The 22,424-nt window shown below is 71.2% G+C and carries 25 protein-coding genes; 15 read left to right on the top strand and 10 right to left on the bottom strand.

The window, feature by feature from the left end; all coding sequences use genetic code 11:
* Positions 1-128: 128 nt before the first annotated feature.
* Positions 129-269, top strand: a complete 141-nt coding sequence (locus tag AB0J97_RS11005) for a helix-turn-helix transcriptional regulator (protein WP_357693790.1) — start codon at positions 129-131, stop codon at positions 267-269.
* Positions 270-295: 26 nt separating this feature from the next.
* Entirely contained in the window at positions 296-1,312 is a 1,017-nt protein-coding gene (locus tag AB0J97_RS11000) for a hydroxyacid dehydrogenase (protein WP_364087026.1), read from the top strand.
* Positions 1,313-1,344: 32 nt separating this feature from the next.
* Here AB0J97_RS11000 and AB0J97_RS10995 read toward each other — a convergent pair whose 3' ends face one another.
* Positions 1,345-2,178 (bottom strand): NAD(P)H-binding protein, encoded by an 834-nt coding sequence (locus AB0J97_RS10995; protein ID WP_357693794.1) that lies wholly within the window; start codon positions 2,176-2,178, stop codon positions 1,345-1,347.
* A gap of 114 nt (positions 2,179-2,292) precedes the next feature.
* Here AB0J97_RS10995 and AB0J97_RS10990 point away from each other — a divergent pair, with 114 nt between their 5' ends.
* Positions 2,293-3,018, top strand: coding sequence for an MgtC/SapB family protein (locus tag AB0J97_RS10990; RefSeq protein WP_357693796.1), 726 nt, complete (start codon positions 2,293-2,295; stop codon positions 3,016-3,018).
* A 94-nt stretch (positions 3,019-3,112) separates the two neighbouring features.
* Entirely contained in the window at positions 3,113-4,030 is a 918-nt protein-coding gene (locus tag AB0J97_RS10985; RefSeq protein ID WP_364087023.1) for an NAD(P)-dependent oxidoreductase, read from the top strand.
* Here AB0J97_RS10985 and AB0J97_RS10980 read toward each other — a convergent pair.
* Together AB0J97_RS10980 and AB0J97_RS10975 are read right to left on the bottom strand one after the other, a co-directional pair.
* A complete protein-coding gene (locus AB0J97_RS10980; RefSeq protein WP_364087020.1) occupies positions 3,988-4,818 on the bottom strand; it encodes an AraC family transcriptional regulator in 831 nt (276 codons plus the stop codon). The two genes, AB0J97_RS10985 and AB0J97_RS10980, sit on opposite strands and share 43 nt — an antisense overlap.
* A 29-nt stretch (positions 4,819-4,847) precedes the next feature.
* A complete protein-coding gene (locus AB0J97_RS10975; RefSeq protein ID WP_364087018.1) occupies positions 4,848-5,669 on the bottom strand; it encodes a fumarylacetoacetate hydrolase family protein in 822 nt (273 codons plus the stop codon).
* A gap of 144 nt (positions 5,670-5,813) precedes the next feature.
* On the opposite strand from AB0J97_RS10975, the gene AB0J97_RS10970 reads away from it, so the two are divergent.
* Both AB0J97_RS10970 and AB0J97_RS10965 read left to right on the top strand, forming a co-directional pair.
* A complete protein-coding gene (locus AB0J97_RS10970; protein WP_364087016.1) occupies positions 5,814-6,521 on the top strand; it encodes an FCD domain-containing protein in 708 nt (235 codons plus the stop codon).
* 20 nt (positions 6,522-6,541) lie between these two features.
* Complete coding sequence (locus AB0J97_RS10965) at positions 6,542-7,798, top strand: DUF3500 domain-containing protein (protein ID WP_364087014.1); 1,257 nt, start codon at positions 6,542-6,544, stop codon at positions 7,796-7,798.
* On the opposite strand, the gene AB0J97_RS10960 is transcribed toward AB0J97_RS10965, so the two are convergent.
* On the bottom strand, positions 7,783-8,679 hold the full coding sequence (locus tag AB0J97_RS10960; protein WP_364087012.1) for a cation diffusion facilitator family transporter: 897 nt from the start codon (positions 8,677-8,679) through the stop codon (positions 7,783-7,785). The genes AB0J97_RS10965 and AB0J97_RS10960 overlap by 16 nt on opposite strands.
* Before the next feature lie 207 nt (positions 8,680-8,886).
* Between AB0J97_RS10960 and AB0J97_RS10955 the strand changes: the two genes are divergently transcribed.
* The 4 genes from AB0J97_RS10955 (at position 8,887) to AB0J97_RS10940 (ending at position 13,239) form a co-directional block, all read left to right on the top strand.
* Positions 8,887-10,176, top strand: a complete 1,290-nt coding sequence (locus AB0J97_RS10955; protein WP_357693810.1) for a cytochrome P450 — start codon at positions 8,887-8,889, stop codon at positions 10,174-10,176.
* A 44-nt stretch (positions 10,177-10,220) separates the two neighbouring features.
* The gene (locus tag AB0J97_RS10950) at positions 10,221-10,901 is read left to right on the top strand and encodes a TetR/AcrR family transcriptional regulator (protein ID WP_364087007.1); all 681 of its coding nucleotides are present in this window, start codon (positions 10,221-10,223) and stop codon (positions 10,899-10,901) included.
* A gap of 116 nt (positions 10,902-11,017) precedes the next feature.
* Positions 11,018-11,338 (top strand): helix-turn-helix domain-containing protein, encoded by a 321-nt coding sequence (locus tag AB0J97_RS10945; protein ID WP_357693814.1) that lies wholly within the window; start codon positions 11,018-11,020, stop codon positions 11,336-11,338.
* Between the two features lie 116 nt (positions 11,339-11,454).
* Positions 11,455-13,239 (top strand): hypothetical protein, encoded by a 1,785-nt coding sequence (locus AB0J97_RS10940; RefSeq protein WP_364087003.1) that lies wholly within the window; start codon positions 11,455-11,457, stop codon positions 13,237-13,239.
* Here the strand turns inward: AB0J97_RS10940 and AB0J97_RS10935 are convergent.
* From AB0J97_RS10935 to AB0J97_RS10920, 4 genes are read right to left on the bottom strand one after another with little or no spacing between them, the layout of a single operon-like run.
* On the bottom strand, positions 13,223-13,468 hold the full coding sequence (locus AB0J97_RS10935) for a hypothetical protein (RefSeq protein WP_364087001.1): 246 nt from the start codon (positions 13,466-13,468) through the stop codon (positions 13,223-13,225). The two genes, AB0J97_RS10940 and AB0J97_RS10935, sit on opposite strands and share 17 nt — an antisense overlap.
* A gap of 35 nt (positions 13,469-13,503) precedes the next feature.
* A complete protein-coding gene (locus AB0J97_RS10930) occupies positions 13,504-14,337 on the bottom strand; it encodes an NAD(P)H-binding protein (RefSeq protein WP_364086999.1) in 834 nt (277 codons plus the stop codon).
* A 36-nt stretch (positions 14,338-14,373) separates the two neighbouring features.
* Complete coding sequence (locus AB0J97_RS10925) at positions 14,374-14,916, bottom strand: YceI family protein (protein WP_364086997.1); 543 nt, start codon at positions 14,914-14,916, stop codon at positions 14,374-14,376.
* Between the two features lie 29 nt (positions 14,917-14,945).
* Positions 14,946-15,386 carry a nuclear transport factor 2 family protein gene (locus AB0J97_RS10920; RefSeq protein ID WP_364086995.1) on the bottom strand — a complete coding sequence of 147 codons (441 nt, stop codon included), beginning with the start codon at positions 15,384-15,386 and terminating at the stop codon, positions 14,946-14,948.
* Positions 15,387-15,520: 134 nt separating this feature from the next.
* Here AB0J97_RS10920 and AB0J97_RS10915 point away from each other — a divergent pair, with 134 nt between their 5' ends.
* Positions 15,521-16,429 (top strand): LysR substrate-binding domain-containing protein, encoded by a 909-nt coding sequence (locus tag AB0J97_RS10915; protein ID WP_364086993.1) that lies wholly within the window; start codon positions 15,521-15,523, stop codon positions 16,427-16,429.
* Here the strand turns inward: AB0J97_RS10915 and AB0J97_RS10910 are convergent.
* A complete protein-coding gene (locus AB0J97_RS10910; RefSeq protein ID WP_364086991.1) occupies positions 16,417-17,064 on the bottom strand; it encodes a DMT family transporter in 648 nt (215 codons plus the stop codon). The two genes, AB0J97_RS10915 and AB0J97_RS10910, sit on opposite strands and share 13 nt — an antisense overlap.
* On the opposite strand from AB0J97_RS10910, the gene AB0J97_RS10905 reads away from it, so the two are divergent.
* Both AB0J97_RS10905 and AB0J97_RS10900 read left to right on the top strand, forming a co-directional pair.
* On the top strand, positions 17,059-17,361 hold the full coding sequence (locus tag AB0J97_RS10905; RefSeq protein WP_364086989.1) for a LysR substrate-binding domain-containing protein: 303 nt from the start codon (positions 17,059-17,061) through the stop codon (positions 17,359-17,361). The two genes, AB0J97_RS10910 and AB0J97_RS10905, sit on opposite strands and share 6 nt — an antisense overlap.
* A gap of 81 nt (positions 17,362-17,442) precedes the next feature.
* Positions 17,443-17,580: a hypothetical protein gene (locus tag AB0J97_RS10900; RefSeq protein WP_364086987.1), complete on the top strand. Its 138-nt coding sequence runs from the start codon at positions 17,443-17,445 to the stop codon at positions 17,578-17,580.
* Positions 17,581-17,998: 418 nt separating this feature from the next.
* Here the strand turns inward: AB0J97_RS10900 and AB0J97_RS10895 are convergent, their stop codons facing one another.
* Complete coding sequence (locus AB0J97_RS10895; protein WP_364086985.1) at positions 17,999-19,429, bottom strand: M20/M25/M40 family metallo-hydrolase; 1,431 nt, start codon at positions 19,427-19,429, stop codon at positions 17,999-18,001.
* Positions 19,430-20,338: 909 nt separating this feature from the next.
* Between AB0J97_RS10895 and AB0J97_RS10890 the strand changes: the two genes are divergently transcribed.
* Complete coding sequence (locus tag AB0J97_RS10890; RefSeq protein WP_364086983.1) at positions 20,339-21,202, top strand: hypothetical protein; 864 nt, start codon at positions 20,339-20,341, stop codon at positions 21,200-21,202.
* A gap of 792 nt (positions 21,203-21,994) precedes the next feature.
* Positions 21,995-22,234, top strand: coding sequence for a hypothetical protein (locus tag AB0J97_RS10885; protein WP_364086981.1), 240 nt, complete (start codon positions 21,995-21,997; stop codon positions 22,232-22,234).
* The last annotated feature ends 190 nt before the right edge of the window (positions 22,235-22,424 follow it).

Below are 22,424 nucleotides of genomic sequence, written 5' to 3'. Positions count from 1 at the left end.
GCCGGCCAAGACCCAAGCCCCTGATTGCGCATCGGCACTCCTTGACGGTCAGGACTCAAGGTAGGTCACCAAGCGCTTGCTGTCACCGGAATGCCACACTTTCTCCCGCCCCGCCCGGGCGAGCCCGCATGGTGGCCGAGGGCGCTGCCGGCAAGGCGGTCGCCGAGCAGCTCTTCCTCGGCGGCCGCACGGTCGAGCACCATCTCAGGGACATCTTCAGCAAGCTCGGCATCCGCTCACGGGTGGAGCTGGTCAGGTTCACGTCCTGAGCGATGCCGCCGCCGGAAGGACCCAGGTGAACGTACGACGGCCGCGTGCCCTGCTCGTCATGGACCCCGCCACCTTCGCCGAGCAGTTCCACGAGCCGCAGTTGCGGCGGCTGCGCGAACTGGCCGAGGTCGGCGACCCCGTCTGGACCGCCGACCTGGACGCGCCCGCGGCGCGGCGGGCGCTGAACGCGGCCGAGGTGCTGGTGACGTCGTGGGGCTGCCCGCCGCTGACCGCCGAGCGCCTGGCGGACGCGTCCCGGCTGCGTGCGATCTTCCACTGCGCCGGCTCGGTACGCGGGTTCGCCACGGACGCGGTCTGGCGCCGCGGCCTGCTCGTCACCACGGCGGCGGACGAGAACGCGATCCCGGTGGCCGAGTTCACCCTGGCCGCGATCGTCTTCGCCGGGAAGAAGGCGCCGTTCCTCGCCCAGGACGCGCGCCGGTACCGCGAGGACCGGTCCTACCTGGCCCGCCGCGGCGAGCTGTCCAACCGCGGCAGGACGATCGGCGTCGTCGGCTTCTCCCGGGTGGGCCGCCGGGTCGTGGACCTGCTGCGCGTCCTGGAGGCGGCGGAGGTGCTGGTCGCCGACCCGTACGCGGACGCGGACGAGGTGCGCGCGGCCGGCGCCCGCCTGGTCGCGTTGCCCGAGCTGCTGGCCCGCTGCGACGTGCTCACGCTGCACGTCCCGGCGCTGCCCGCCACCCGTCACCTCGTCGGGGCCGCCGAGCTGGCCCTGCTGCGCGACGGCGCGACCGTGATCAACACCGCGCGCGGCTCGGTCCTGGACACCGCCGCGCTGGAACGCGAGTGCGCGGCCGGCCGGATCGACGCCATCCTCGATGTCACCGACCCCGAGCCGCTGCCGGCCGGCTCACCGCTGTACGACCTGCCCAACGTCATGCTCACCCCGCACGTCGCGGGCTCGATCGGCGCGGAGACCCGGCGGCTCAGCGACAGCGCACTCGACGAGCTCGAACGGCACGTGTCGGGCCGTCCGCCGCGCGCTCCCGTGACGGCCGGGGATCTCGGCGTGAGCGCCTGAGCCGACGCGCGGGCCGTCCGTCCCGGCGGGCGTCACCGGAAGGCGGCGGCGTTGCGCCTGGCCCAGCCCGCGAAGTCGCCGGGGGCCCGGCCGAGGATCTTCTCGACGTCGGGGCTGACGGTCCGCTCCCGGACGGTCGGGGTGCCGAGGATGTCGAGCGTGGTGTCGGCGACGGGGGCGGGCATGAACGTGACCATCTGGGCGCGGGCCTCCTCGCGGGTCTGCTCGGCGAAGGCGATCGGCTCGCCGACGGCCTCGGCGATGGCGGCGGCCCGCTCGCGCGGGGTGGTGAGGGCCGGCCCGGTCAGTTCGTACGTCGCGCCGGCGTGGCCCGGCTCGGTCAGGACGGCGGCGGCCACGGCCGAGATGTCCTCCGGGTCGACGATCGGCAGGCCGACCTCTCCGAAGGGCGCGGCCACCGCACGGCCCGACCGGACGGACGGGACCCAGGCGTAGGCGTTGGAGGCCAGGCCACCGGGGCGCAGGATCGTCCAGTCGGCGCCGGACTCCATGACGGCGCGTTCGAAGGCGGCGAAGGCCAGGCCGTGCGACGGCGAGTCGGGCCGGGTGGCCACTCCCTGGGAGGAGAGCAGGACGATCCTGCCGGCCCCGGCGAAGGGCGCGACCACCCGGACGGGGTCCCCGGTCATCATCAGGTCGCCGCCGATGAGCAGGAAGACCGCGTCCGCCGCGGCAGGCAGGCCGGCGGACGGGCCGGACAGGTCGGCGGCGACCGCGCGCACGCCGGCCGGCACGTCGGACGGGGTGATGCGGCGGGACACGGCGGTCACCTCGTGGCCCCGCTCGGCGAGCAGGCGGACCAGCGGACGGCCGACGTTCCCGGTGGCACCGGTGACAACGATCATGATTCTCTCCTCAGTCATTAGTCAGTTGCCTGACTAACAAGAACCGTAACACAGAAACTGAGTCAGGCAACTAACTACGTGTGAATCCCGCGCGCCCCGGGGACATCTGGGCAAATGGGGACGGTTCTCGCTGCCACGGCGCTGGCCGGGCAAGGATGGACCCAGCTGGGCGAACTGGGCCTGGCCCTGCTGCTGTCGGCCGCCATCGGGCTCGAACGCGAGATCCGCCAGAAGAGCGCCGGCCTGCGCACCCACACGCTGGTCGGCTTCGCCTCGGCCCTGATCATGCTGGTGTCCAAGTACGGCTTCGCCGACGTCCTGGGCGAGCACGTCACGCTCGACCCCTCCCGGGTGGCCGCGCAGATCGTGTCGGGCATCGGGTTCATCGGCGGCGGCCTGATCTTCGTCCGGCGGGACGCGGTGCGCGGCCTGACCACCGCCGCGGTGGTCTGGCTGACCTGCGCGGTCGGCATGGCCGCCGGAGCCGGCCTGTGGCTGCTGGCGATCGCCGTCACCGCCGGCCACTTCCTGGTCCTGTTCGCCTTCACCCCGCTCAGCGCCCGGCTGCCGCGCTCGAAGTACGCCCAGTCGCGCCTGCACCTGACCTACCTCGACCGCCACGGCGCGCTCCGGCGGGTGCTCTCCCTGTGCAGCGACATGGGCTTCGTCATCGCCGAGCTCACCATGGAACGCGAGCACGAGGGCAAGGACCCGCGGTCGGTCTCGATCTGGCTCGTCGTCCAGGGCTCCGGGGTGGTCAGGGAGCTGGTCGCCGAGCTGCTGGACATCGACGGCGTGCTCGGCGTCTCCAGCGAGGACCTCGACGTCACCACGCCCTGACGGCGGCCGGGGCCGCACAACCGTTCAAGACCGGGGCCCGTCCGCCCGGCTACAACGGTTGGCGGCGGCACGCGTGGAGCGGGAGGTCGGGCGCATGGCCGGAGCGGGATTCATCGGACTGGGCATCATGGGACGGCCCATGGCGCTCAACCTGGTGCGGGCGGGCACGCCGGTCGTGGTCTGGAACCGTACGGCGGCCGGGTGCGAGCCGTTGCGGGCGGCCGGCGCGCGGGTCGCGGCGAGCCCGGCCGAGGTGTTCGAGGCGGCCCGGGTCGTGCTGCTCATGCTGGCCGACGAGGCCGCCGTGAACGCGGTGCTCGGACGCGGCACGCCGCGGTTCGCGTCCATGGTCGCGGGGCGGGTCGTGGTGCACATGGGCACGACGTCCCCGGCGTACTCGGCGGACCTGGGCGCGGCGGTGCGGGCGGCGGGCGGCGACTACGTCGAGGCGCCCGTGTCGGGCTCGCGCGGCCCGGCCGAGGCCGGGCGGCTGGTGGCGATGCCGGCCGGCGAGCCCGCGGCGGTCGAGGAGGTACGCCCCCTGCTCGCGCCGATGTGCTCCGAGGTGATCGCGTGCGGCCAGGTCCCCGGCGGGCTGCTGATGAAGCTGGCGGTGAACATCTTCCTGATCACCATGGTCAGCGGCCTGGCCGAGGCCGCGCACTTCGCCGCCCGGCACGGCCTGGACCTGGAGACGTTCGCCCACGCGCTGCACTCGGGCCCGATGGCCAGCGAGGTGTCCCGGTCGAAGGCCCGCAAGCTGCTGGACGGCGACTTCGCCGCCCAGGCCGCCGTCGCCGACGTGCTGAAGAACAACCGGCTCATCGCCGAGGCGGCGCGGGCGTCGGGCGTGGCCTCGCCGCTGCTGGACGTCTGCCACGAGCTGTTCGCCGAGACCCTGGCGCTCGGGCACGGCACGCTCGACATGGCGGCCGTCGTGCGCGCGATCGAGGCCAGGACCGACGGGCCTCAGGTGAGGGCGGCGGTCCACTCGCCGGGCGTGAGCCCGTAGGCGCGCTTGAACATGCGGGTCAGGTGGCTCTGGTCGGCGAAGCCCGCCCGCAGCGCGGCCTCCGGCAGCGGCAGGCCACCGCGCATCGCCCGCCGGGCCAGGTCCAGCTGGCGCATCGTCCTGAACCGGGTGGGGCTGGTGCCGAAGGCGGCGCGGAACTGGCGGGCGATCGTCCAGCGGTCGAGCCCCGAGACGCGTTCCAGCACGGCCACCGGGTGCCGGGTCGCGGGGTCGGCGGCGATCAGCTCGCGCACCCGCGTCAGGGCCTCCAACGCGAGGGCGCCGCGCCGCCGCCGGGCGGGGACGTCGGCGTGACGCTCCAGCGCCGCCGCGACCAGCAGCGCGACCTCCAGCCGGGCCAGTTCCTCCAGGGGCTCGTCCAGGTGCCGCAGCCACGCCAGAAGGGCCGGCGACATCCCCTCCGGCCGCACGACGGGGTCGGCGACGAACGGCAGCGGCCGGCCGCCCAGCGCCTCCTGGACCAGGTACGGGTCGACGTAGAAGATCCGGTAGCCGAAGCCCGCGTCGGTGCCCGCGGCGCCGTCGTGCGGCTCGTCGGGGTGCAGCACGTGCCACTCCCCCGGCAGGCATCGCCGCAGCTCGCCGCGGTAACGGAAGGTCTGCACGCCGGCGAGCGTGACACCGATCGCGTACGTGTCGTGGCGGTGGGGCGCGAACGCCTCGCCGACGAGCGAGGCCGCCAGCCGCTCGATGCCCTCGGCGGCCGGGCCGAAGCGCAGCCGGTGCCCCGGCCGTGCCGCCCCGCCCCGGACAGGTCGTGTCTCCACCACCCCAGTGTCGGCCATCGCGGCCGGGTTCACCCCTCCGTCTCGGGCAGCGCCCGCGCGTCGTTCCCGACGATCGGGTTGCGCACCCGGCCGAGGCGTTCGGCCTCGACCTCGACGACGTCGCCGGGCCGCAGCAGCCACGGCGGGGTGCGCGCGTAGCCGACCCCGGCGGGCGTGCCGGTGGCCAGCAGGTCGCCGGGCCGCAGCGTGAACGTGCGCGAGATCAGGGCCAGGGTGTCGCCGACGCCGTAGACCATCTCGTCGGTACGCCCGTCCTGGACCACCTCGCCGTTCACCCGGGTCCGCACCCGCAGCCCGTCACGCAGGTCGCCGACCTCGGACGCGGGCACCAGCGGGCCGAGCGGGCCGGAACGGTCGGCGTTCTTGCCGAGGATCCACTGGCTGGTGAGCTTCTGCGCCCTGCGCGCGGTCAGGTCGTTGAAGACCGAGTAGCCGGCGACCGCGGCCAGCGCCTCCTCCGGGTCCGCGTCCACCAGCGGCGCGCCGACGTACGCGACCACCTCGCCCTCCCAGTCCAGGCCGTCCTCGCCGGAGGGCACCGGGACCGGGACGCCGTCCACGGTCAGCGACCGCGTCCAGCGGGCGAACAGCGTGGGGTGCGGCGGCACGCCCTCCCCGGCGTACGAGCCCTCGGCGACGTGCCTGAGGTAGTTCAGACCGACGCAGATCACCCGGGCCTGCGGCAGCACCGGCGGCACGAAGGTGACCGACGAGGCCGGGACCCGCTCACCGGCCGGCTCGCCGGACAGGAACCCGGCCGCGCCGGCCCAGAACCGCTCCAGCGGGGCCAGCACGGCGACCTCGGCGCCGTCGTCCGACAACGCACCCACTTCTACCCCGCCGCCCCTTTCAACGGCCCTTTCAACGGCCCTTTCCGGGGCGTTCCGGCGGATCCCGACGATCCTCATCGTTCATCTCCTCAAGGCCGCGAAAACCTTCCAAAGGTTCGCAGGTTTTGTGGTTGGATCCGGACTATGCCCTACCTCTCCTCGCCCGGACAACCGGCGTCCGCCCCCGGACAGGGCGCGCTCACGCGGGCCGAGCGGCTGGCCGCCGCGCTCGACGACCGGATCAGGTCGCGCGGGCTGACGCCCGGCGAACCGGTCGGCACGCTGGAGTCGCTGCGCGCGGAGACGGGCCTCGGCTACGCCACGGTCAGCGAGGCCGTCCGGCTGCTGCGCGACCGGGGCGTGCTGGAGATCCGGCCGGGGCGCGGCGGCGGGCTGTTCGTCGCCGACCCCGGTCCGGTGGTGCGGCTGCGGCACACCCTGCTGGGCGTCGCGGAGGAGCCGGGCACGGTCGCCGACGCCATCGAGCTGCGCGACCACCTGGAGGAGCTGATCGACGTCGGCGCCGCCCGCCATCGCACCCGCCGGGACGTCGCCGACCTGCGCCGCCTGCTGCGACGGCTGCGCGCCGCGCCCGGCTGGGACGCCTTCGTCCGCGCCAACTGGGCCCTGCACGAACGCATCGCCGCGATCAGCCCGAACGCCATGGCCCGCGCCGTCTACACCGGCACCCTCGGCCATCTGGGCGCCACCTCCCCGAGCCCCGACGACGCGGCCGGCGCCGGCTACCGCGAGCAGCGCTACCAGGCCCACGCCGACCTGGTCGAGGCGATCGCCGCGGGCGACGAGAACGCGGTACGGGCCGCCGTCGCCCGGCACAACACCACCACCTGAGACAGACCGAAGGGGCCCGCATGCCCGGCGAGTACCGCCAGTACCTGTTCCCGCACGACCACCCGCGGCTGGCCGGCGTCCGCGGCCTCGACCCCTACGCCTACCGCGAGCTGGCCAGGACGCCGGGCACGTTCACCGGCGGCCTGATCGAGGGCTGGACCCCGCTGTACGGGAACGACTTCCGCGGCGTCACCGAGGACGGCGCCTTGAGGGACGGCCTGCACCCGTTGACACCGGCCGCGCCCGGCGAGGAGGCCCCGGTCGCCGCCATGGTGTCGGCCGCCCGCGACCTGCTGGCCTGCCTCGACGACGAGGGCCGCGAACGCCTCTCGTACGAGGTCGACGCCGTGGAGTGGCAGACCTGGGCCAACCCCGAGTTCATGCAGTTCGACACCGGCCTGCGGCTGGACCTGCGGCCGCCGGTCGTCAGGGAGAAGGCGCTGGCCCTGGTGGGCGCCTCGCTCTCGCCCGAGGGCCACCGGCTCGTCCGCGCGGTGATGCGGGTCAACGGCTTCCTCGGCGAGGTCGTCGGCCTGGAGACCGTGCTCAACGAGTTCAGCTACAACCTCGCCCTCTACGGCACCCCCGACCTGCGGGCCCCCTGGGGCTGGCAGCTCTACGGCCACCACTGCGCCCTGAACTGCCTGGTCGTCGAGGGCCGCATGGCGCTGTCGCCGGTGTTCCTCGGCGCCGAGCCGGACGAGATCGACGCCGGTCCGCACGCCGGCCTGCGTGACCTGTTCGCCGACCGAGTCGCCCTCGGCCTGCGGCTGATGGCCGCCCTGCCCGAGGAGCAGCGCCGGCAGGCCGTCGTGTACGAGCGCATGGTCGATCCGGCGATGCCCGAGGGACGCGTGCACCCCGGGGACGAACGTCACCTGGCCGGGGCGTTCCAGGACAACCGCGTGATCCCGTACGAAGGGATTCGGGTCGCCGCCATGCCCGCGGCGGCGAGGGAGCACGCGCTGGCCGTCGCCGAGTCGTTCGCCGGCCTGCTCCCGCCCGGCCCGCGCGCCACCCGGCTGCGGGAGATCGCCGCGCACCTGGACGAGACCTGGTTCTGCTGGATCGGCGGCCACGCGCCCGGCGACGTCTTCTACTACCGGCTGCAGTCACCGGTGATCGTCGCCGAACTCGACCACCACTGCGGCGTCTTCCTCGACTACGACACGCCGAAGCCGTTCCACGTCCACACCGTGCTGCGCACGCCGCACGGCAACGACTACGGCCGCGCGTGGGTCCGGCGGTGGACGGCCGCGGGTCAGGACTCGGGCTGAAGGTAGACGACCGTGGACATCGGGACCCGTTCGCGGATGCGCCGCTCGGTCTCGGCCAGCGCCTCGGCCACCTCGTCCCCCTGCTCGGCGACGGTGACGCGGGCGGCCACCAGCAGCTCCTCCGGGCCCAGGTGCAGGGTGCGCAGGCGGGTGAAGGAGGCGACGGCGTCGTCCTCGCGCAGGGCCTCCTCGATGGCCCGCTGGACCTCCGGGGACGCCGACTCGCCGATGATCATGCTCTTGGTCTCGGTGGCCAGCGTGATGGCCACGATGATCAGGAGCACGCCGATGGCGATCGAACCGATGCCGTCGTAGACCGGGTTGCCGGTGACCAGCGCGAGCGTGACCCCGATGAGGGCGAAGGCCAGCCCGGTCAGCGCGGCGGTGTCCTCCAGCAGGACCACGGGCAGCTCGGGGGCCTTGGCCTCGCGGATGTAACGCGTCCACGACCGGCCGCGGCGGGCCTGGTCGGCGTTGCGGACCGCCGTGCGCAGGGACAGCCCTTCCATGACGATCGCGCCCACCAGCACGCCGATCGCCCATGGCCAGCTCTCCAGGGGCTTCGGGTCGCTGATCTTCTCGTAGCCCTCGTACAGGGCGAACAGGCCGCCGCCGAAGAACAGCACCACCGAGACCAGGAAGGCGTAGAAGTACCGCTCGCGCCCGTAGCCGAAGGGGTGGTCGGGGGTGGGTCCGCGTTTGGCGCGGGACTGGCCGAGCAGCAGCAACCCCTGGTTGCCGGAGTCGGCGAAGGAATGGATGCCCTCGGCGAGCATCGAGGACGAGCCGGTGAAGAAGAACGCCACGAACTTGGTGACGGCGATCCCCAGGTTGGCGGCCAGCGCCGCGTAGGTGGCCTCCTGCGAACCCTTACCGCTCACGCCGTCCCCGCAACCGGTGCTCGTGCGGGCTGTCGGGTCATCACTGTCCTCCCGGGCCGTCGTCTCTGTTGGATGCGTGCCTTTGCCCCGTGGGCCCGCGTCCACACCTTGATCCCGCGTCCAGGTCGCCGTGCACGGCGTGCATTGATGCGCGTCATGCATCTTTGTAGGGTGGAACGGCCGCATCCGAGAGAACAGGACGTGCCGATGAGCGACACCAGCCTGACCGACGACTCCCCGGGCGCCGGCCCCACGGCGATGCGCCGCATCCTGCCCGCCGACCTGGTCGAGCGCGGCCGCTGCCCGTTCGACCCGCCGCCGGGCCTGCGGGAGCGGCGCGGCCAGGACCCGGTCCAGCCGGTGCGGCTGCTCAACGGCGCCCAGGCGTGGCTGGTCACCGGCTTCGACGAGGCCCGCACCGTCCTGTCGGACGCCCGCTTCAGCGCCGACCGGGTCCGCCACCGCGAGGCCACGTCGTTGCAGCCGCACGAGGTGGCCGAGCAGGCGGCTGGCACCCTCCAGCCGGGCCCGCCGGTCGAGAGCCGCGAGGACGGCTTCTTCGTGTTCATGGACCCGCCCGAGCACACGCGCATCCGCCGGCTGCTGACCGGCCAGTTCACCGTCCGTCGCATGCGGGAGCTGGAGTCGCGGGTCACCGAGATCGCGGTCGAGCACATCGAGGCGATGCGGGCGGCCGGCCCGCGGGCCGACCTCGTGCCGGCGTTCGCGCTGCCGCTGCCCTCCCTGGTCATCTGCGAGCTGCTCGGCGTCGACTACGCCGACCGCGCCGAGTTCCAGGAACGCACCTCCGTAGGGCTGAACGCCAACTCCACCGCCGAGGAGCGGGCCGTCGCGGGCGCCGAGCTGTACGCGTTCATGCAGCGCCTGGTGGCCGCCAAGCGTGCCGAACCGGCCGACGACCTGCTGTCGGGGCTCGTCCACGAGGCCGACCCGCCGCTGACCGACGCCCAGCTCGTGGACGTCGCCCTCGTCCTGCTCGGCGCCGGCCACGAGACCACCGCCAACATGCTGGGCCTGGGCGCGTTCGCCCTGCTGGAGCATCCCGACCAGCTCGCCGCCCTGCGGGAGGACCCCTCCCTCGTCGACAACGCGGTCGAGGAGCTGCTGCGCTTCCTGAGCATCATCCAGCTCGGCGTCAGCCGGGTCACGACCGAGCCCGTCACGCTGGGCGGCGCCGACCTCCCGGCCGGTTCGACGGTCGTGATCGCCACGCCGGAGGTCAACCGCGACCCCCGCCACTGGCCCGACGCCGACCGGTTCGACGTCGACCGCGCCCGCGTCCCGCACCTGGCCTTCGGGCACGGCGTGCACCAGTGCCTGGGCCAGCAGCTCGCCCGGGTCGAGATGCGCATCGGGCTCAAAGAGCTGATCACGCGGCTGCCCGGCCTGCGGCTGGCCGTCCCGGCCGAGCAGGTGCCGGTGCGCAACGAGATGCTGATCTTCGGCGTGCACTCCCTGCCCGTCACCTGGTCCTGACCGGGCCGGACCCCATAATGGGGACCGTGGTGAAGGAGGCCGGGGTGGTTCAGCTCGCATCGGGCGGCGGGGAGCCCGCGTCGCCGGCCGTCGGCCGCCGCGAACGCAAGAAGCAGGCCACCCGCGCCGCCCTCCGCGAGGCGGCGCTCCGGCTCTCCCTGCGCCACGGCGTCGCGAACGTGACCGTCGAGCAGATCGCCGACGAGGCCGACATCGCGTTGCGCACCTTCTTCAACTACTTCTCCAGCAAGGAGGAGGCGGTCGTGGCCTCGCTGGCCGCCGCGGCCCAGGAGCTCATCGCCCGGTTCAGGGCCCGGCCGCGCACCGAGCCGGTCCTGCGGGCGTTCCGCGAGGCCGTGCTGGCCGTCATGAACGAGAGCGACGCCGCCGGCCGCGACCACGTCCGGGCCCTGCAGCTCGTACGGGCGGCGCCCACGCTGGTGCCCCAGCAGCTGGCCGTACTGGCCGCGCAGGAGCAGGCCCTGGCCGAGGCGATCGCCGAGCACATCGGCCACCCCGCCCCCGGACGGCCCGGCGACACCGGCTATCCCCTCCTGTGCGCGTCCGCCGCGTTGACGGCGCTCCGCGTCGTCCTGGACCAGTGGCTCCGGCAGACCGCGGCCTCCGCCCGGCCGCCGGACACGGCCCTGCTCGCGCGGCAGATCGACACGGCCATCGGCCAGCTCGCGTCCGGCCTCGACCACCCCGGCCACGACGCCCCGTAGCGCCCGCCCGGCCGAGAACTGAAGCTGATTACCGGAAAGAGAGTTCGTTATATGGTGGTGAGTGATCGAACTCCTCTGCGCCTGCCCGGCAGCCGACCGTGAAGTGAGCAGCCAGCGTGCCCGACGACCGTCCCTCCACCTGGACCTTCCTCACCCACCACGCACGCGTCCTGATGGAGATCGCCAGAGATCCCGAGACCCGGCTGCGCGACATCGCCGCCCGCATCGGCATCACCGAGCGGGCCGTCCAGGGCATCGTCTCCGACCTGCACGAGGGCGGCTACCTCAACCGCGAGCGCGTGGGCCGCCGCAACCACTACAGCCTCAACCTCGACCGCGGCTTCCGCTACCCGACGGAGGCCGGCATGCCGGTCCGCGCCCTGATCGACATCTTCGCCCAGCACGACCTCCCCACCCGCCACGACCCCGGACCTTGAAGGTCCTGCGGCAAGCAGGCGAACTCCCCGAAGGCGCCCCCCTGACCATCAGCTGACGCCACCGCCTACATCACGGAAGACCGGGCGACGGCGATGCCGCGCTAAGATCGCGTCCCGTGCAGCCGGACGGTTTATGGCGAATTATCAGGATCGGATTGGTAGGTCTGGTCCTTGCGGCGGCGGTCGCGGGACTGATGATCGGCGACTCCTGGCTCTGGGTGGCCGTCGAATGGTCGCCACCGGCTCAGCTGAGGTTCTACGCGCCCGACGGGTTCGACACCCTGACGACGGTGACGCTGCTCGCGGCGGCCCCGGTGAAGGCCGTGCTCCTGTGGCTGATCCTGCGTGCCCCCGCACCGGGCCCGCTGGATCGCCGGGCGAAGGCGCTGCGCCTGCTGCTGTGTCTGGCGGTGGCGTACATGCTCGTGCTGTGGTTCGCGATCGCGCTGCTCCCCGACGTGGTCGGCGCGGCGTTCCGGCTCGCGCTGTGGACCTCGATCAACGTCCTGTACCTGCTCGTCATCCGCTGGCGGTCCTGGGCGCTGCGCACGGCGGCCGGGGCGGTGTTCGCGGTCGATCTGACCGGGATGGCCAACGAACTGCTCGACGAGCTCGACCTCCCGGAGCTCGGCTCGGGCGGCATCGTCGGACCGGTCTTGATGCTGAGCGGAGCGGCGGCGACCGTCATCACGGTCCTCGGGCAGTGGCGCGACGGACGGTGGAGCCGCGGCACGCTGATCGCCGGGTGGTCATCGGTGGGCGTCTGGGCGTTGGTGATCCCGCTCAACCTGCTCTTCGCGGAGATCTTCGGCGGCAGTCTGGCGACGACCGTCGTGATGGACGCGGTGGGGCTCGTCAGCCTCGTCTGGCTCGCCGCGACCGCCCGTGAACTGCCCACCGACGACCGCCTGGCGGATCTTCCGCCCGCGCGGCGGCGGGCGGTCCGCGTCGCGGTGGCGGCCGTGGTCGTGCTGCCGGTCATCGCGGCGATCCACCCGGAGCAGAACGCGTACCGCACCTACACCGGCACCTACACCGGCACGTCGCCGGGCTGCTACGACCCGCCCAGCTTCGGCGACCTCGAACCCGCGGAACGCGACGCCACGTTCCTGTGCCTGGCGCGCAGCACAACTGCCGGGATCCCGCCCATGTTCCCGGACAACCTGTCGGACCAGGCGATCCTCGCGTACGGGCGGGCGCTGTGCCGCGCCAAAGACCGTGACGAGCAGGAGGTGATCCTGAAGCGGGCCGGGAGCGCGCGGCCCGCCTCGGGCGCGTCCCCGTGGGACCTCGTCTACGTCTGCCCGGAGATCGTCGGCGCGACCAATCCCGAACTGCTGCGGTCGACCGCGGAGACCAAGGCGGCGCACGACGCCTACATCGCCAAGGAGAACGCGAAGTGCCGCGATCCGTGGCCCCGGACGAAGGGGGTCGTCCAGGCCACGGCCAACTATTTCCTGTTCGTCGACGGCGATCCCGGCTACCTGGTCCACGACCCCGCGGACGAAGCCGCCGAAGTGGCGGCGGAACAGGCGACGGACAGGAGCTACGACGACAGCGCCGGCATCGGGGTGTCTCGCAGCGCGGCGCTCATCGGGCATGTCGAGGACGTCTCTGATCTGTGTCTCACGGTCAAGGCCCTCCGTACCGCGCCGCCACGGCGCACGGCCGGCTGGGATCAGGTCGACGAGGTGCCGATCGTCAGCCTCAGCGGCCGGCTCACCGTGCCCGAGAAGGGGGAGGGCGAGGTGGGCGCGGGCGCCCCGATGCCGAACCTGGCGATCGCGGGCAAGGGCGGCTACCGTCTCCGTGTCCACGTGCGGATCGGCGAGACGGGAGAGGAACACCTGGTCGTCGTGTTCCCGGGTACGTCGAGAAAGCGGCTCACGCTGAAGCCGTGAGCGGCGGCCGCCGGACGTCAAGCTCAACCGGCTGCGCCGCCTGTCGCTTCCCGGCGCTGGTCAGCCGGCCGGATGGGGTGTCGTCGTAGAGCGGGTCGGGGTCGGCGTGGACGGCACCCGCCGCCCCCTCGGTGGCGTAGGAGCCGGGTTCGATCAGGGTCACCTTGACGCCGAAGGCGGCGACCTCCTGGGCGAGGGCGCCGGCCGAAGTGCTCCTTGCCCGCTTCACGCTCTCGAAGACCGCGGCCCGTTCCGTCAGGTGTGTCAGGACAGGCTGAACGCCGCCGCGCGATGGGCGACCCATTGGGCGTAGGTGAACGGCGGCCGTCCGGTGACGTCCTCGACGGTCGGCGACGTCTCGGCGGTCCTGCCGTCCAGCGCGGCGAGCCCATCGAGGTAGGCGTCGGCCACCTGCGGGGGCATGCCGCTGCCGACCAGCTGCCGCCGGGCCTGCGCGCGTGGCACCTCCTCGAAGCGCACCGGCCGGCCCACCGTCTCCGCGATGATCCGCACGCGGTCGATCTGGGTCAGCGACTGCGGTCCGGTCAGGAGGTACGCCTCACCGACCCGTGCGTCGAGCAGGGCTCGGACGGCGACCGCGGCGATGTCACGGGGATCGATCGCGGGTACCGCCGCGTTGCCGTGGACGCCGCGCACGACCTCCCCTTCGGCGAGCTGCCGAGCCCAGCTGAGGTCGTTGGTCATGAAATAGTCGGGACGGATGAAGGTCCACGGCACCCTGGAGGCGGCGACGGCCCGTTCGAGCCGCAGATGCTGCTCGCCGATCAGCCCGGGTATGGCGTAGGTGACGGCCGCCGACGACAACAGGACGACCTGCCGCAGCTCGACCTGCCTGGCCGCCTCCAGGAAGCCGTCGACGGCGTCGTGGAGGGGGAACAGGAAGGCCCGGTCGATTCCCGTCAGCGCCGCGGGAAGCGTGTCCGGCCGGGTCAGGTCACCGACCACCACCTCGACCTCGTCGGGGAACGGGTGGCGGGTGGGGTCACGGGTGAGCACGCGGACCTGCTCTCCCGCTTCCAGGAGCTGGTGGACGATGTCGGCGCCGACGTTTCCTGAGGCGCCGGTGACCAGGATCATGATCGATCTCTCTTTCTCTTCTCGGGGCCGTGCCGGTCAGGGCCTTCTGAGTGCCGCCACGTCGAACTCCAGCGTCACTTTCCCGGCCACCAGGCCGGCGGCGGCGGACCAGTGCACGCCCCAGTCCTTGCGGTTGATCGTGGCGCCGCCCTTGAGCTGGAGCCGGAGGTCGCCCGACGGGTCGTGCTCGGCGGACGTCAGTTCGAGGTTCACGGTGATCGGGTTGCGCACGCCGCGGATGGTCAGGTCCCCGGTGAGTTCGAAGGCGGTCGCGCCGATCTGCCGCACCTCACTTGAGGTGAAGGTGATGGCCGGGTGCTCGGCGAGGTTCAGGTACTTGTCCCGCAGGTACTCGTCGCGCTTCGGGTTGCCGCTCTGGATGCTCGCGCTCTGGACGGTGAGCTGGACGGCCGACCTGGCCGGGTCGCCGCCGTCCAGACGTGCGTGCCCCTCGAAGTCGTCGAACCGTCCGCGGACCTCGGGGCCGATCGTGTGCCGGGCGACGAAGCCGATCCGGGTGCGGGCCAGGTCGAGGGTGTAGTCGCCGGTCAGGTCGCTGAGCACGAAGGTGGTCGTCATGCTGGTCTCTCCTGGATGCGTCGGGGGGATCAGGCGTTGAGCGGCGAGCCCGGCAGCGGCGTGGAGTCGAGGTACCTGACCTCGTAGACGCGCTCGGCGAACCTCCACCCTTCGCGGGTGCGCTGGTAGCGGTCGTGGTAGAGGGCGAAGTTCAGGTGCGAGCTGCCGTCGCGCATGCGTCCGAACTCCTGGACGTAGGCCCGGCCGGTCGCGGTGTCGCCGTCGATCCGGATGATGCCGGGGTGGACGTTCTGCACGAAGAACTCCCAGAGTCCCTGGCCCCACCTGACCCCTTCGCGGATCTGCTCCCTGCCGAGGAACTCCTTGCCGATGTGCGGCCAGCGCATGGCGGCGTCGGGGACGAACAGCGAGGCGAGGCGGTCGTAGTCGCGCATCATCACCGCGTCGGTGAGCTCGCCGCGCAGCGCCTCGATCTCGACGCGGTCGGCGACGGCCTGCATGTCGCTCATCGGAATCCCTGCCTTGTCGATGTGTTCCTGAGGTGCTTCGCCACCTTCCAGGTGGTGACGTGTTCATCATCAGCGCAGGTCAGAGGCCGATCAATGTAAGGTTCGTGGGGCGATGCATAACATGGGGGTTATTCATGGAGTTACGGGACATCGAGATCTTCCTGACGCTCGCCGAAGAGCTGCACTTCGGCCGCACCGCCGAACGGCTTCACGTGTCCCAGGCGCGTGTCAGCCAGGCGATCAGCAAGCAAGAACGGCAGATCGGCGCGGCGCTGTTCGACCGCACCAGCCGGCGCGTGGCGCTGACCCCGATCGGCCGACGGCTCCGCGAGGATCTGCAGCAGGCCTACGACCTGCTGCGGGAGGGCCTGGCCCGCGCCCAGGCGGCAGGTCAGGGCACGGACCGCACCCTCCGATTGGGCGTGTTCGGCCACGCCGGGCACGAGCTACAGCCTCTCGTGGACGCCTTCCGCGCCCGTCACCCCGGCGGCGACGTGCAGTTCAGCGAGGTCACCGGCGGCGACCCGTTCGCCGCGCTGCGGGCCGGGGAGGCCGACGGGCACGTGCTGTGGTTGCCCGTGGCCGAACCGGACCTCTCCGTCGGGCCCACCGTGCTCACCAGCGGCCGGGTGCTGGCAGTGGCCGAGGGCCATCCGCTCGCCGAACGCGGCAGCGCCTCCCTGGAGGATCTCGCCGACAACCACGTCATCGACCTCGGGCCTCGTGCACCTGACTACTGGGTCGCGTCAATGGTTCCGTTTCGTACGCCGCTCGGCAGTCGGGTCCCCCGGGGGCCCATCGCGCGTACCTTCCACGAGATCCTCGCTCTGGTCGCCGCCGGGCACTGCGTCCACCCGTTGGGCGAGATCGCCGCCCGCTACAACCGCCCTCCCGGCATCGTCTTCGTGCCCCTCACCGACGCTCCCGCTCTTCAGTTCGCCCTGATCTGGCCGTCCGGCATCGACAACCCGGCCATCCGGGCCCTGGCCCGGACCGCCGCCGACCTCGGTCCCATCGTGCTGGACGCTCCTCACGGTGCTTGACGAGGGAGGGGAAGGGCGCGGTCGCCGAGGTCGCTTCGACGGCCCTGCCGCGCCGTCGGCGGGACAAGGGCGACAGCGACCACGACCAGGCCGATCCCGACGAACTCGACAGCGGTCAGGACGGTACCGGAGAACAGCAGATCCAGCAGTGCGGTGACGGGTGGCACGCAGTAGAACAGGCTGGTCACCCGGGCGACTTCACCGGCCGCGACCATCAAGTACAACAATGCGGCTGCGCCGACCGAAACGACCACGATCATCCAGCCGAGCGCGAGGAAGAAGGCCGGATGACTGGTCAGGTGCAGCCCACCCGTGCACGCCGTGATCACGGCGAACGCCGCCGAACTGATGGTGCATTGAATCGCCAGTGCCGCCCAGGTACCCACGCCCACGGATCGGCCTTGGACGATGGTGGCGACGGTGATGGCCCCTAATGCGAGAAAGGCGAAAAGGAATCCCGAAAGCGTGCCGGTCTCACTGGCCCGGGACGTCGAACCGAACGCCGGACCAACCGTCAGTATGACACCGAGGAGACCGATCAGCAGCCCCGTCCGGAATCGGCGGTCATGACCCGGACGGGTGAGCAGCGTGGTGAAGATCGGCTGTGTCCCCAGCACGACGGCGATGATGTGCACCGCAACGGAGGCACGACGACACCCGAACTGTGGAACGCCGAGGCACGGCCGAGCGTCGCCGCGGAGGTCGGCTCGGTCGATGACTGGCAGAGCAACATCGCCGCGAACAACGGTGTGGGCATCACCCCGGCATCGAGCACCCGCCTGCATCCGCACGCCGAGATCGTCTACATTCCCCTGATCGACGCGCCCTCGGTGCCGGTCTTTCTCGCGTGGGCCCCCAATTCCCGACACCCCGCCCTGTCAGACTTCAGCCGGGTGGCACACGCCGTCGTACACGGCGCCCCCGACTCGTGACCTCTGGTGCCGCGCCCCTCAGAGCACTGCGCCATCCCCCACGAAACAGCGACGGAACAAGAACAGAGCTTGGAGGCGGCTGTGGCGATACCGAAGAAGGGCTCACGGCTCATCACCGTCGACGGCACCGTCTTCCGCTGGCGCGTGCGCCACAAGCCGACCTACGACGAGGGCATGGCCTGGTCACCCCTCAGCTTCGCAGTCGAGCGAGCCGAGTAGCCGGGAGTCGTTCTCATGGTGTCACTCCCCTACGCCCGGCCGGACAACTGGCTAGGAGAGCGAGCGATCGCGATCCGTCCTGCTCTCGTCGTCGGATGCATCCGGCGAGCCGCCTCAGCATCTGATCCGAGCTTCCCCTTTCTTCGGGGCATGATTCCGCAAGGTGACGGCATCGAAGACTTCGCTCGACGCCTTGGCACCGTTGGCGTTGGCATCGTCCTCGTCGGAGACCTCCCGCAGATCCGTCCACGGCACCACGCCCGGCAGGCGGCTGCTGCGTGACCTGCCTGGCACGCCGCCTTGGGGCGCGAGGAGGTCGAGGTCGTCGGAGACCGGTGAAGCTGACCCCGGCTCGGCACGCCGAGCCGGACGGGGTGTCGGCCTGGATGCCGCCGTTCAGGCGTCATGACGGATCGGGTCAGGCATGCCCACCGGCGTGTGCGTGCGCGTCGAGGAGGTGCGCGACCGCTTCGGTCACCTGTACGGCGAACGGGATGTGCAGCCATTCGTCCGGCACGTGCACGTTCGAGTCCGCACCGAGCGCGCCCGTGACGACGAACTGCGCCCGCGGGTACCGCCTGCCGAGCATCTCCATGAAGGGGATCCCGCCGCCGATGCCCATGTTCTGGCACGGCTTCCCGAACACGCGATCACCGACCTGCCGCAACGCCGAGGCCAGCCCTGGGGCCGGCGCCGGCGCGTGCCAGCCGTTCAGGACCATGAAGTCGCCGACCTCGACCTGCGCCCCGTACGGCACGTCGGTCGTGAGGATCTTCTCCAGCGCGGCCCGCGCCGCCTCGGCGTCGGCCGAGGGCGGCAGGCGGAAGCTCAGCCGGAAGGAGGTCCAGGGCCGCAGCACGGCGCCCGCCACCGCGGGGTCCGGGAGCCCGCCGGCGCCGGTCACGGACAGGGTCGGCCGCCAGGTGTTGTTGAGGACGAGCTCGACGTCATCGTCGGACACTCGCCTCATCTCCGGCAGCAGCGGCAACCGGGGCACGGCGACCTCCGGATGGAGCGCGACGAGCGCCGCCGCCTCCGCCCGCCGTTCCTCCGGGATGGGCACCACCATCTCGGCCACCTTGACCTCACCGGTCTCCGAGTCCTCCACCCGATCGAGCAGCCGGCGCATGACACGGAACGAGCTCGGCACGATGCCGCTCCCGAGCCCGGAGTGGATGCCCGTCTCGAGGACGCGCACCGTGACGGTCGCCTGCACCGCGCCGCGCAGGCTGGACGTCAGCCACAGCCGCTCGTAGTCTCCGCCGCCCGCGTCCAGGCAGACCACCAGCGACACCTCGCCGAGCCGGTCGGCGAGATGCTCCAGGTACGCGGGCAGGTCCGGGCTGCCGGACTCCTCGCCAGTCTCCAGTAGCAGGACCGCCCGCGCGTGTTCGCCGCCTGCCCCGCGTACGGCCTCCAGCGCGGTCGTGGCGGCGTAGCCCGAGTACCCGTCGTCGGCGGCACCGCGGCCGTAGAGCCGGTCGTCGCGGATCACCGCCTGCCATGGGCCCAGGCCCTCCGACCAGTCACCCAGCGGCGGCTGCTTGTCGAGGTGCCCGTACAGCAGGACGGTCCCGGTCGCCGCCGCGCCCGGCGTCGCGGGCACGTCCACGAACAGGAGCGGGGCACGGCCGTCGAGCTGCACGACGTCGCACCGCGCGTCGGGCAGGCCCCGCGACGCCACCCAGCCCCGCACATGCTCGACGGCGGCCAGCAGATGACCGTGCTCCTCCCAGGCGGCGTCGTAGGCGGACGACACGGCCGGAATCTCGATCAACCCGGTGAGGCTGGGCAGCACGTCCGTCGCCCAGGCCTCACTGATCGATTCGCGAAGTTTCTGATGGTCCATGCGGTAATACTGGCGCAACCCCCGCGCCTCTCACGCACGGCGAGCGCGACGGCCCAGCCAGAAGCTGTCGGCCCCGTACTCCATGATCGGCCGTCGCTCACCGGGAGCAGGCCGGACAGGACCTCTCCCTTGGAGAACAACTCGATCAGTTGGAACGTATGGGGCAACAGGCTCAATCACGAAGGCCGTTCCCCTCTGGGACGGCCTTGGCCGGCTTGGGATGGCGCCCATATCAACGGATCGCAACTTCACCGTTACTCACAGCTCATAAGATCGGCGTCATGGCAGACATCGTCATTTGGGCGAAGCCCTTCGAGCCGCAGAATCACAACCCAGACACGAAGGGGCGCAAGGGCCTCTGCGATTGGCATGAGATGACTTTGAGGCGGGGTCCGTGTCCGCACAGGCCGTACGCAAGCGTGAAGATCAGGCACGAGGAGGCGGACCGCGAGTTCACGCACTCGGCATGTATCGAGGCACTCAATGAGATCTCGCAGCGCTACGGCTTCCCCATCCCCCAGCAGTAAAGCGAGCGCCTGGAGAACAGCTGATGCCGTAGCTGTACCTGGCAGCTCCACAAGATCGACAAGGCCACTTCCCGATCACGGGTAGTGGCGTTTGACCTCGAGTGGAGCCAAGGAGATACGAACTCCCGACATCTTGCTTGCAAAGACGAACACCGATCATGCCCGACCTGCGAAGACGCAGCTCACGGCACTGATCGCGTTCTCCGTGACTTCCCGCTGTTCCCCTGGTTCCCCGCCCTGGCGGGCACACGACGGGCACGGCTTGAGAACCTTCGCGCGGACGCGCACACCTTCGCCCGCCTGACCATCCCGCCTGCCGTCGATAAGCACTATTTGAGTGGTTCGGCGTGTGCCCTACATCGGTGGATGGCATCGTGGGCCCATGGGGAAGGATCTTGTCCGGGGCGCTGGTGTTGGGCTGGTGGTAGGCCTTGGGCTCGGGTATCCGGTGTCGCGGTTGTACGAGGACGACATAGAGACGTACACGGTCATGCCCTTGGTGGCTGTGGGCGTAGTGCTGGTCGTTCCCGTCGGATGGCTGCTTGCCAGAATGCTGAGGATTGCGCATCCGATCCGCAGCGCGTTGCTAGCGCCCCTGTTGTTGTTGGTGTTGAAGAACGCGGTGGATCTGGCCGTGCCGAGCCCCCGTCCCCATCTGGCCTTGCTCGGATTCACCGTCCTGGCCATGGCGAGTTATGCGAGCGCCGCGGGATTGGCGAGTACAGCGTCGCTGATACCCCAGGTCATCGCGGCCGTGGTCGTGTGCGCGTGCGTGATCACGACGACGACGATCCATCAACAGCGAACGGCGGCTCGGAAACAGCAACTCCGCAAAGACTTGATCGCCTCCTACAACGAGTCCCTTCCCCTGGCGGTGCCTGACGTAGTCCCGGGACGCACACTGGTCAACGTATGGACCATCTCCGACGACGTCCTGGCACTCGACTACGCCAAGGACCGACAGAGCGAGCCCGACGTATTCGTCCGTATCAGCAGCAGCGGGGATCCACGCAAGGCGTGTACGGCGTGGGAAAGGGGCTCTGAGTCCTGCGAGCGGCTGGCGGCGGATCGATGGCTGTCCAAGAAGGAGGCGAACGGCAGAATGGTGCTGTTCGCCAGGGTCGGGCGCCGGCTTGTCGAGGTCGACTCAACCACGTTGAGTCTCAACGAGACCCTTGCCGCAGGGAGCAAACTGCGTGCGATCAGCGCGGAGTACCTCGTCGACTTCGAGCCTCCGCAGAGATGATCGTCAGTCAGCCGCCATACGCTAAGTCACCGGTCACGGCGGGAGATCGTATGCCGAGCGCCGTAGCCGAAGGAAGCAGGCGGCGGCGCGTCCATGGTTGGTGCTTTCGGTCGGTACGGCGCGGCAGGTGTGCGGCGGCCGGCCAGGTATCCCGCCGCCGTCCGGGACCGGCCCCCAGGCCGCATGCCCGGCCGGCGGGCGGCAGAGGGCCGGGTACGGCGGCGCGGCGCGCCGCCGCTTGATCGAGGAGCGACGCATCGCGTGCGTCCGCCTCGGGCGCAATGTCCGCATTCCAGAGGCGGCCCTTGAGGCGTTCATTTCGGCGGGACTTGTCGAGCCGGTCACCGCGCGGCGTGGGAGCGCTGCGTGATGGCCGACGCCCCGGAGGAGAAGCCTCGCCGTTCGAGCAAGAGAAAGCCCGCCAAGCGGGCCGGCCACAGCGTCGATGTTCTGCTTCGGGGCTATGCCAATTGCATGGACGGTCAACAGGGCATATGAATACCAAGCCCAACGACGCGTTGACGGGTAGTCCTGATCAATCCGCTTTCGGCCCCGGCTTGACCGGGGCTCATTTCTTGCGCGCTTCTTGCGGAGCAAGATATTCCCGCCGGTTTCGCCGTGCGGCTGGCGTGGCTCAGCAAGCAGGACCAGCCCTGTGGATGAGCCATGTCCGCCGCCCTGCCATAGCACTGGACTGAGCAGGGTGTTCTAGATAGACCAATTCCGACACTTCGGTTGCCTGATGCTTCGAGTAATTGTGCAATTGTTGTCCGGCTTGCGAGGGAGTCGTGTATGACACGAGAGCAACTGGAGCAGGCGTTACGAGGCGCCGAGGCGCTGGCGGAGCAGGCGAGGGCTGATCTCGATGGCGCTGTGGCACTCATGTCGCAGAGTGTCTGGACGGGACCAGCTGCGGATCAATTCGGCCAGGAACTGGCCGGGCAGCGTCAGGCCGTCATGGGGGCGTTCACTGCGGCGATCAGTGAGCTACGTATGCTCCTGGCCCGCACTCCGGCCGATGCACCACAGTAAGCCATGAGCGACTTAGAGGGCATGGTGCCTGACGGGGTCAGGGCTCTGATGGGGAGGCTGCACCGGGCCGAGTCGTCGCTGGAGGCAGCAGCGGAGGAGTTGTGGGGGCTCCTACTGGAAGCTGGGTTGTCGGTTACCCCCGCACATGCTGTACGGCAAGCAGCCGGGTGGGCAGGCCAGCAAGTCCCCG

The organism is Nonomuraea sp. NPDC049607, assembly GCF_040675375.1.
Classification (GTDB): Bacteria; Actinomycetota; Actinomycetes; order Streptosporangiales; family Streptosporangiaceae; genus Nonomuraea.
Note: the sequence above shows the minus strand (reverse complement) of the source record. Positions and strands in the feature narration are given on the sequence as shown.

Excerpts from the sequence above, each read along its gene's own strand:
- AB0J97_RS10895 (WP_364086985.1), bottom strand. The coding sequence starts at position 19,429 with ATGGACCATCAGAAACTTCGCGAATCGATCAGTGAGGCCTGGGCGACG.
- AB0J97_RS10920 (WP_364086995.1), bottom strand. The coding sequence starts at position 15,386 with ATGAGCGACATGCAGGCCGTCGCCGACCGCGTCGAGATCGAGGCGCTG.
- AB0J97_RS10915 (WP_364086993.1), top strand. The coding sequence starts at position 15,521 with ATGGAGTTACGGGACATCGAGATCTTCCTGACGCTCGCCGAAGAGCTG.
- AB0J97_RS10995 (WP_357693794.1), bottom strand. The coding sequence starts at position 2,178 with ATGATCGTTGTCACCGGTGCCACCGGGAACGTCGGCCGTCCGCTGGTC.
- AB0J97_RS10965 (WP_364087014.1), top strand. The coding sequence starts at position 6,542 with ATGCCCGGCGAGTACCGCCAGTACCTGTTCCCGCACGACCACCCGCGG.
- AB0J97_RS10970 (WP_364087016.1), top strand. The coding sequence starts at position 5,814 with ATGCCCTACCTCTCCTCGCCCGGACAACCGGCGTCCGCCCCCGGACAG.
- AB0J97_RS10885 (WP_364086981.1), top strand. The coding sequence starts at position 21,995 with ATGACACGAGAGCAACTGGAGCAGGCGTTACGAGGCGCCGAGGCGCTG.
- AB0J97_RS10930 (WP_364086999.1), bottom strand. The coding sequence starts at position 14,337 with ATGATCCTGGTCACCGGCGCCTCAGGAAACGTCGGCGCCGACATCGTC.
- AB0J97_RS11005 (WP_357693790.1), top strand. The coding sequence starts at position 129 with ATGGTGGCCGAGGGCGCTGCCGGCAAGGCGGTCGCCGAGCAGCTCTTC.
- AB0J97_RS10990 (WP_357693796.1), top strand. The coding sequence starts at position 2,293 with ATGGGGACGGTTCTCGCTGCCACGGCGCTGGCCGGGCAAGGATGGACC.
- AB0J97_RS10985 (WP_364087023.1), top strand. The coding sequence starts at position 3,113 with ATGGCCGGAGCGGGATTCATCGGACTGGGCATCATGGGACGGCCCATG.
- AB0J97_RS10925 (WP_364086997.1), bottom strand. The coding sequence starts at position 14,916 with ATGACGACCACCTTCGTGCTCAGCGACCTGACCGGCGACTACACCCTC.
- AB0J97_RS10955 (WP_357693810.1), top strand. The coding sequence starts at position 8,887 with ATGAGCGACACCAGCCTGACCGACGACTCCCCGGGCGCCGGCCCCACG.
- AB0J97_RS10890 (WP_364086983.1), top strand. The coding sequence starts at position 20,339 with ATGGGGAAGGATCTTGTCCGGGGCGCTGGTGTTGGGCTGGTGGTAGGC.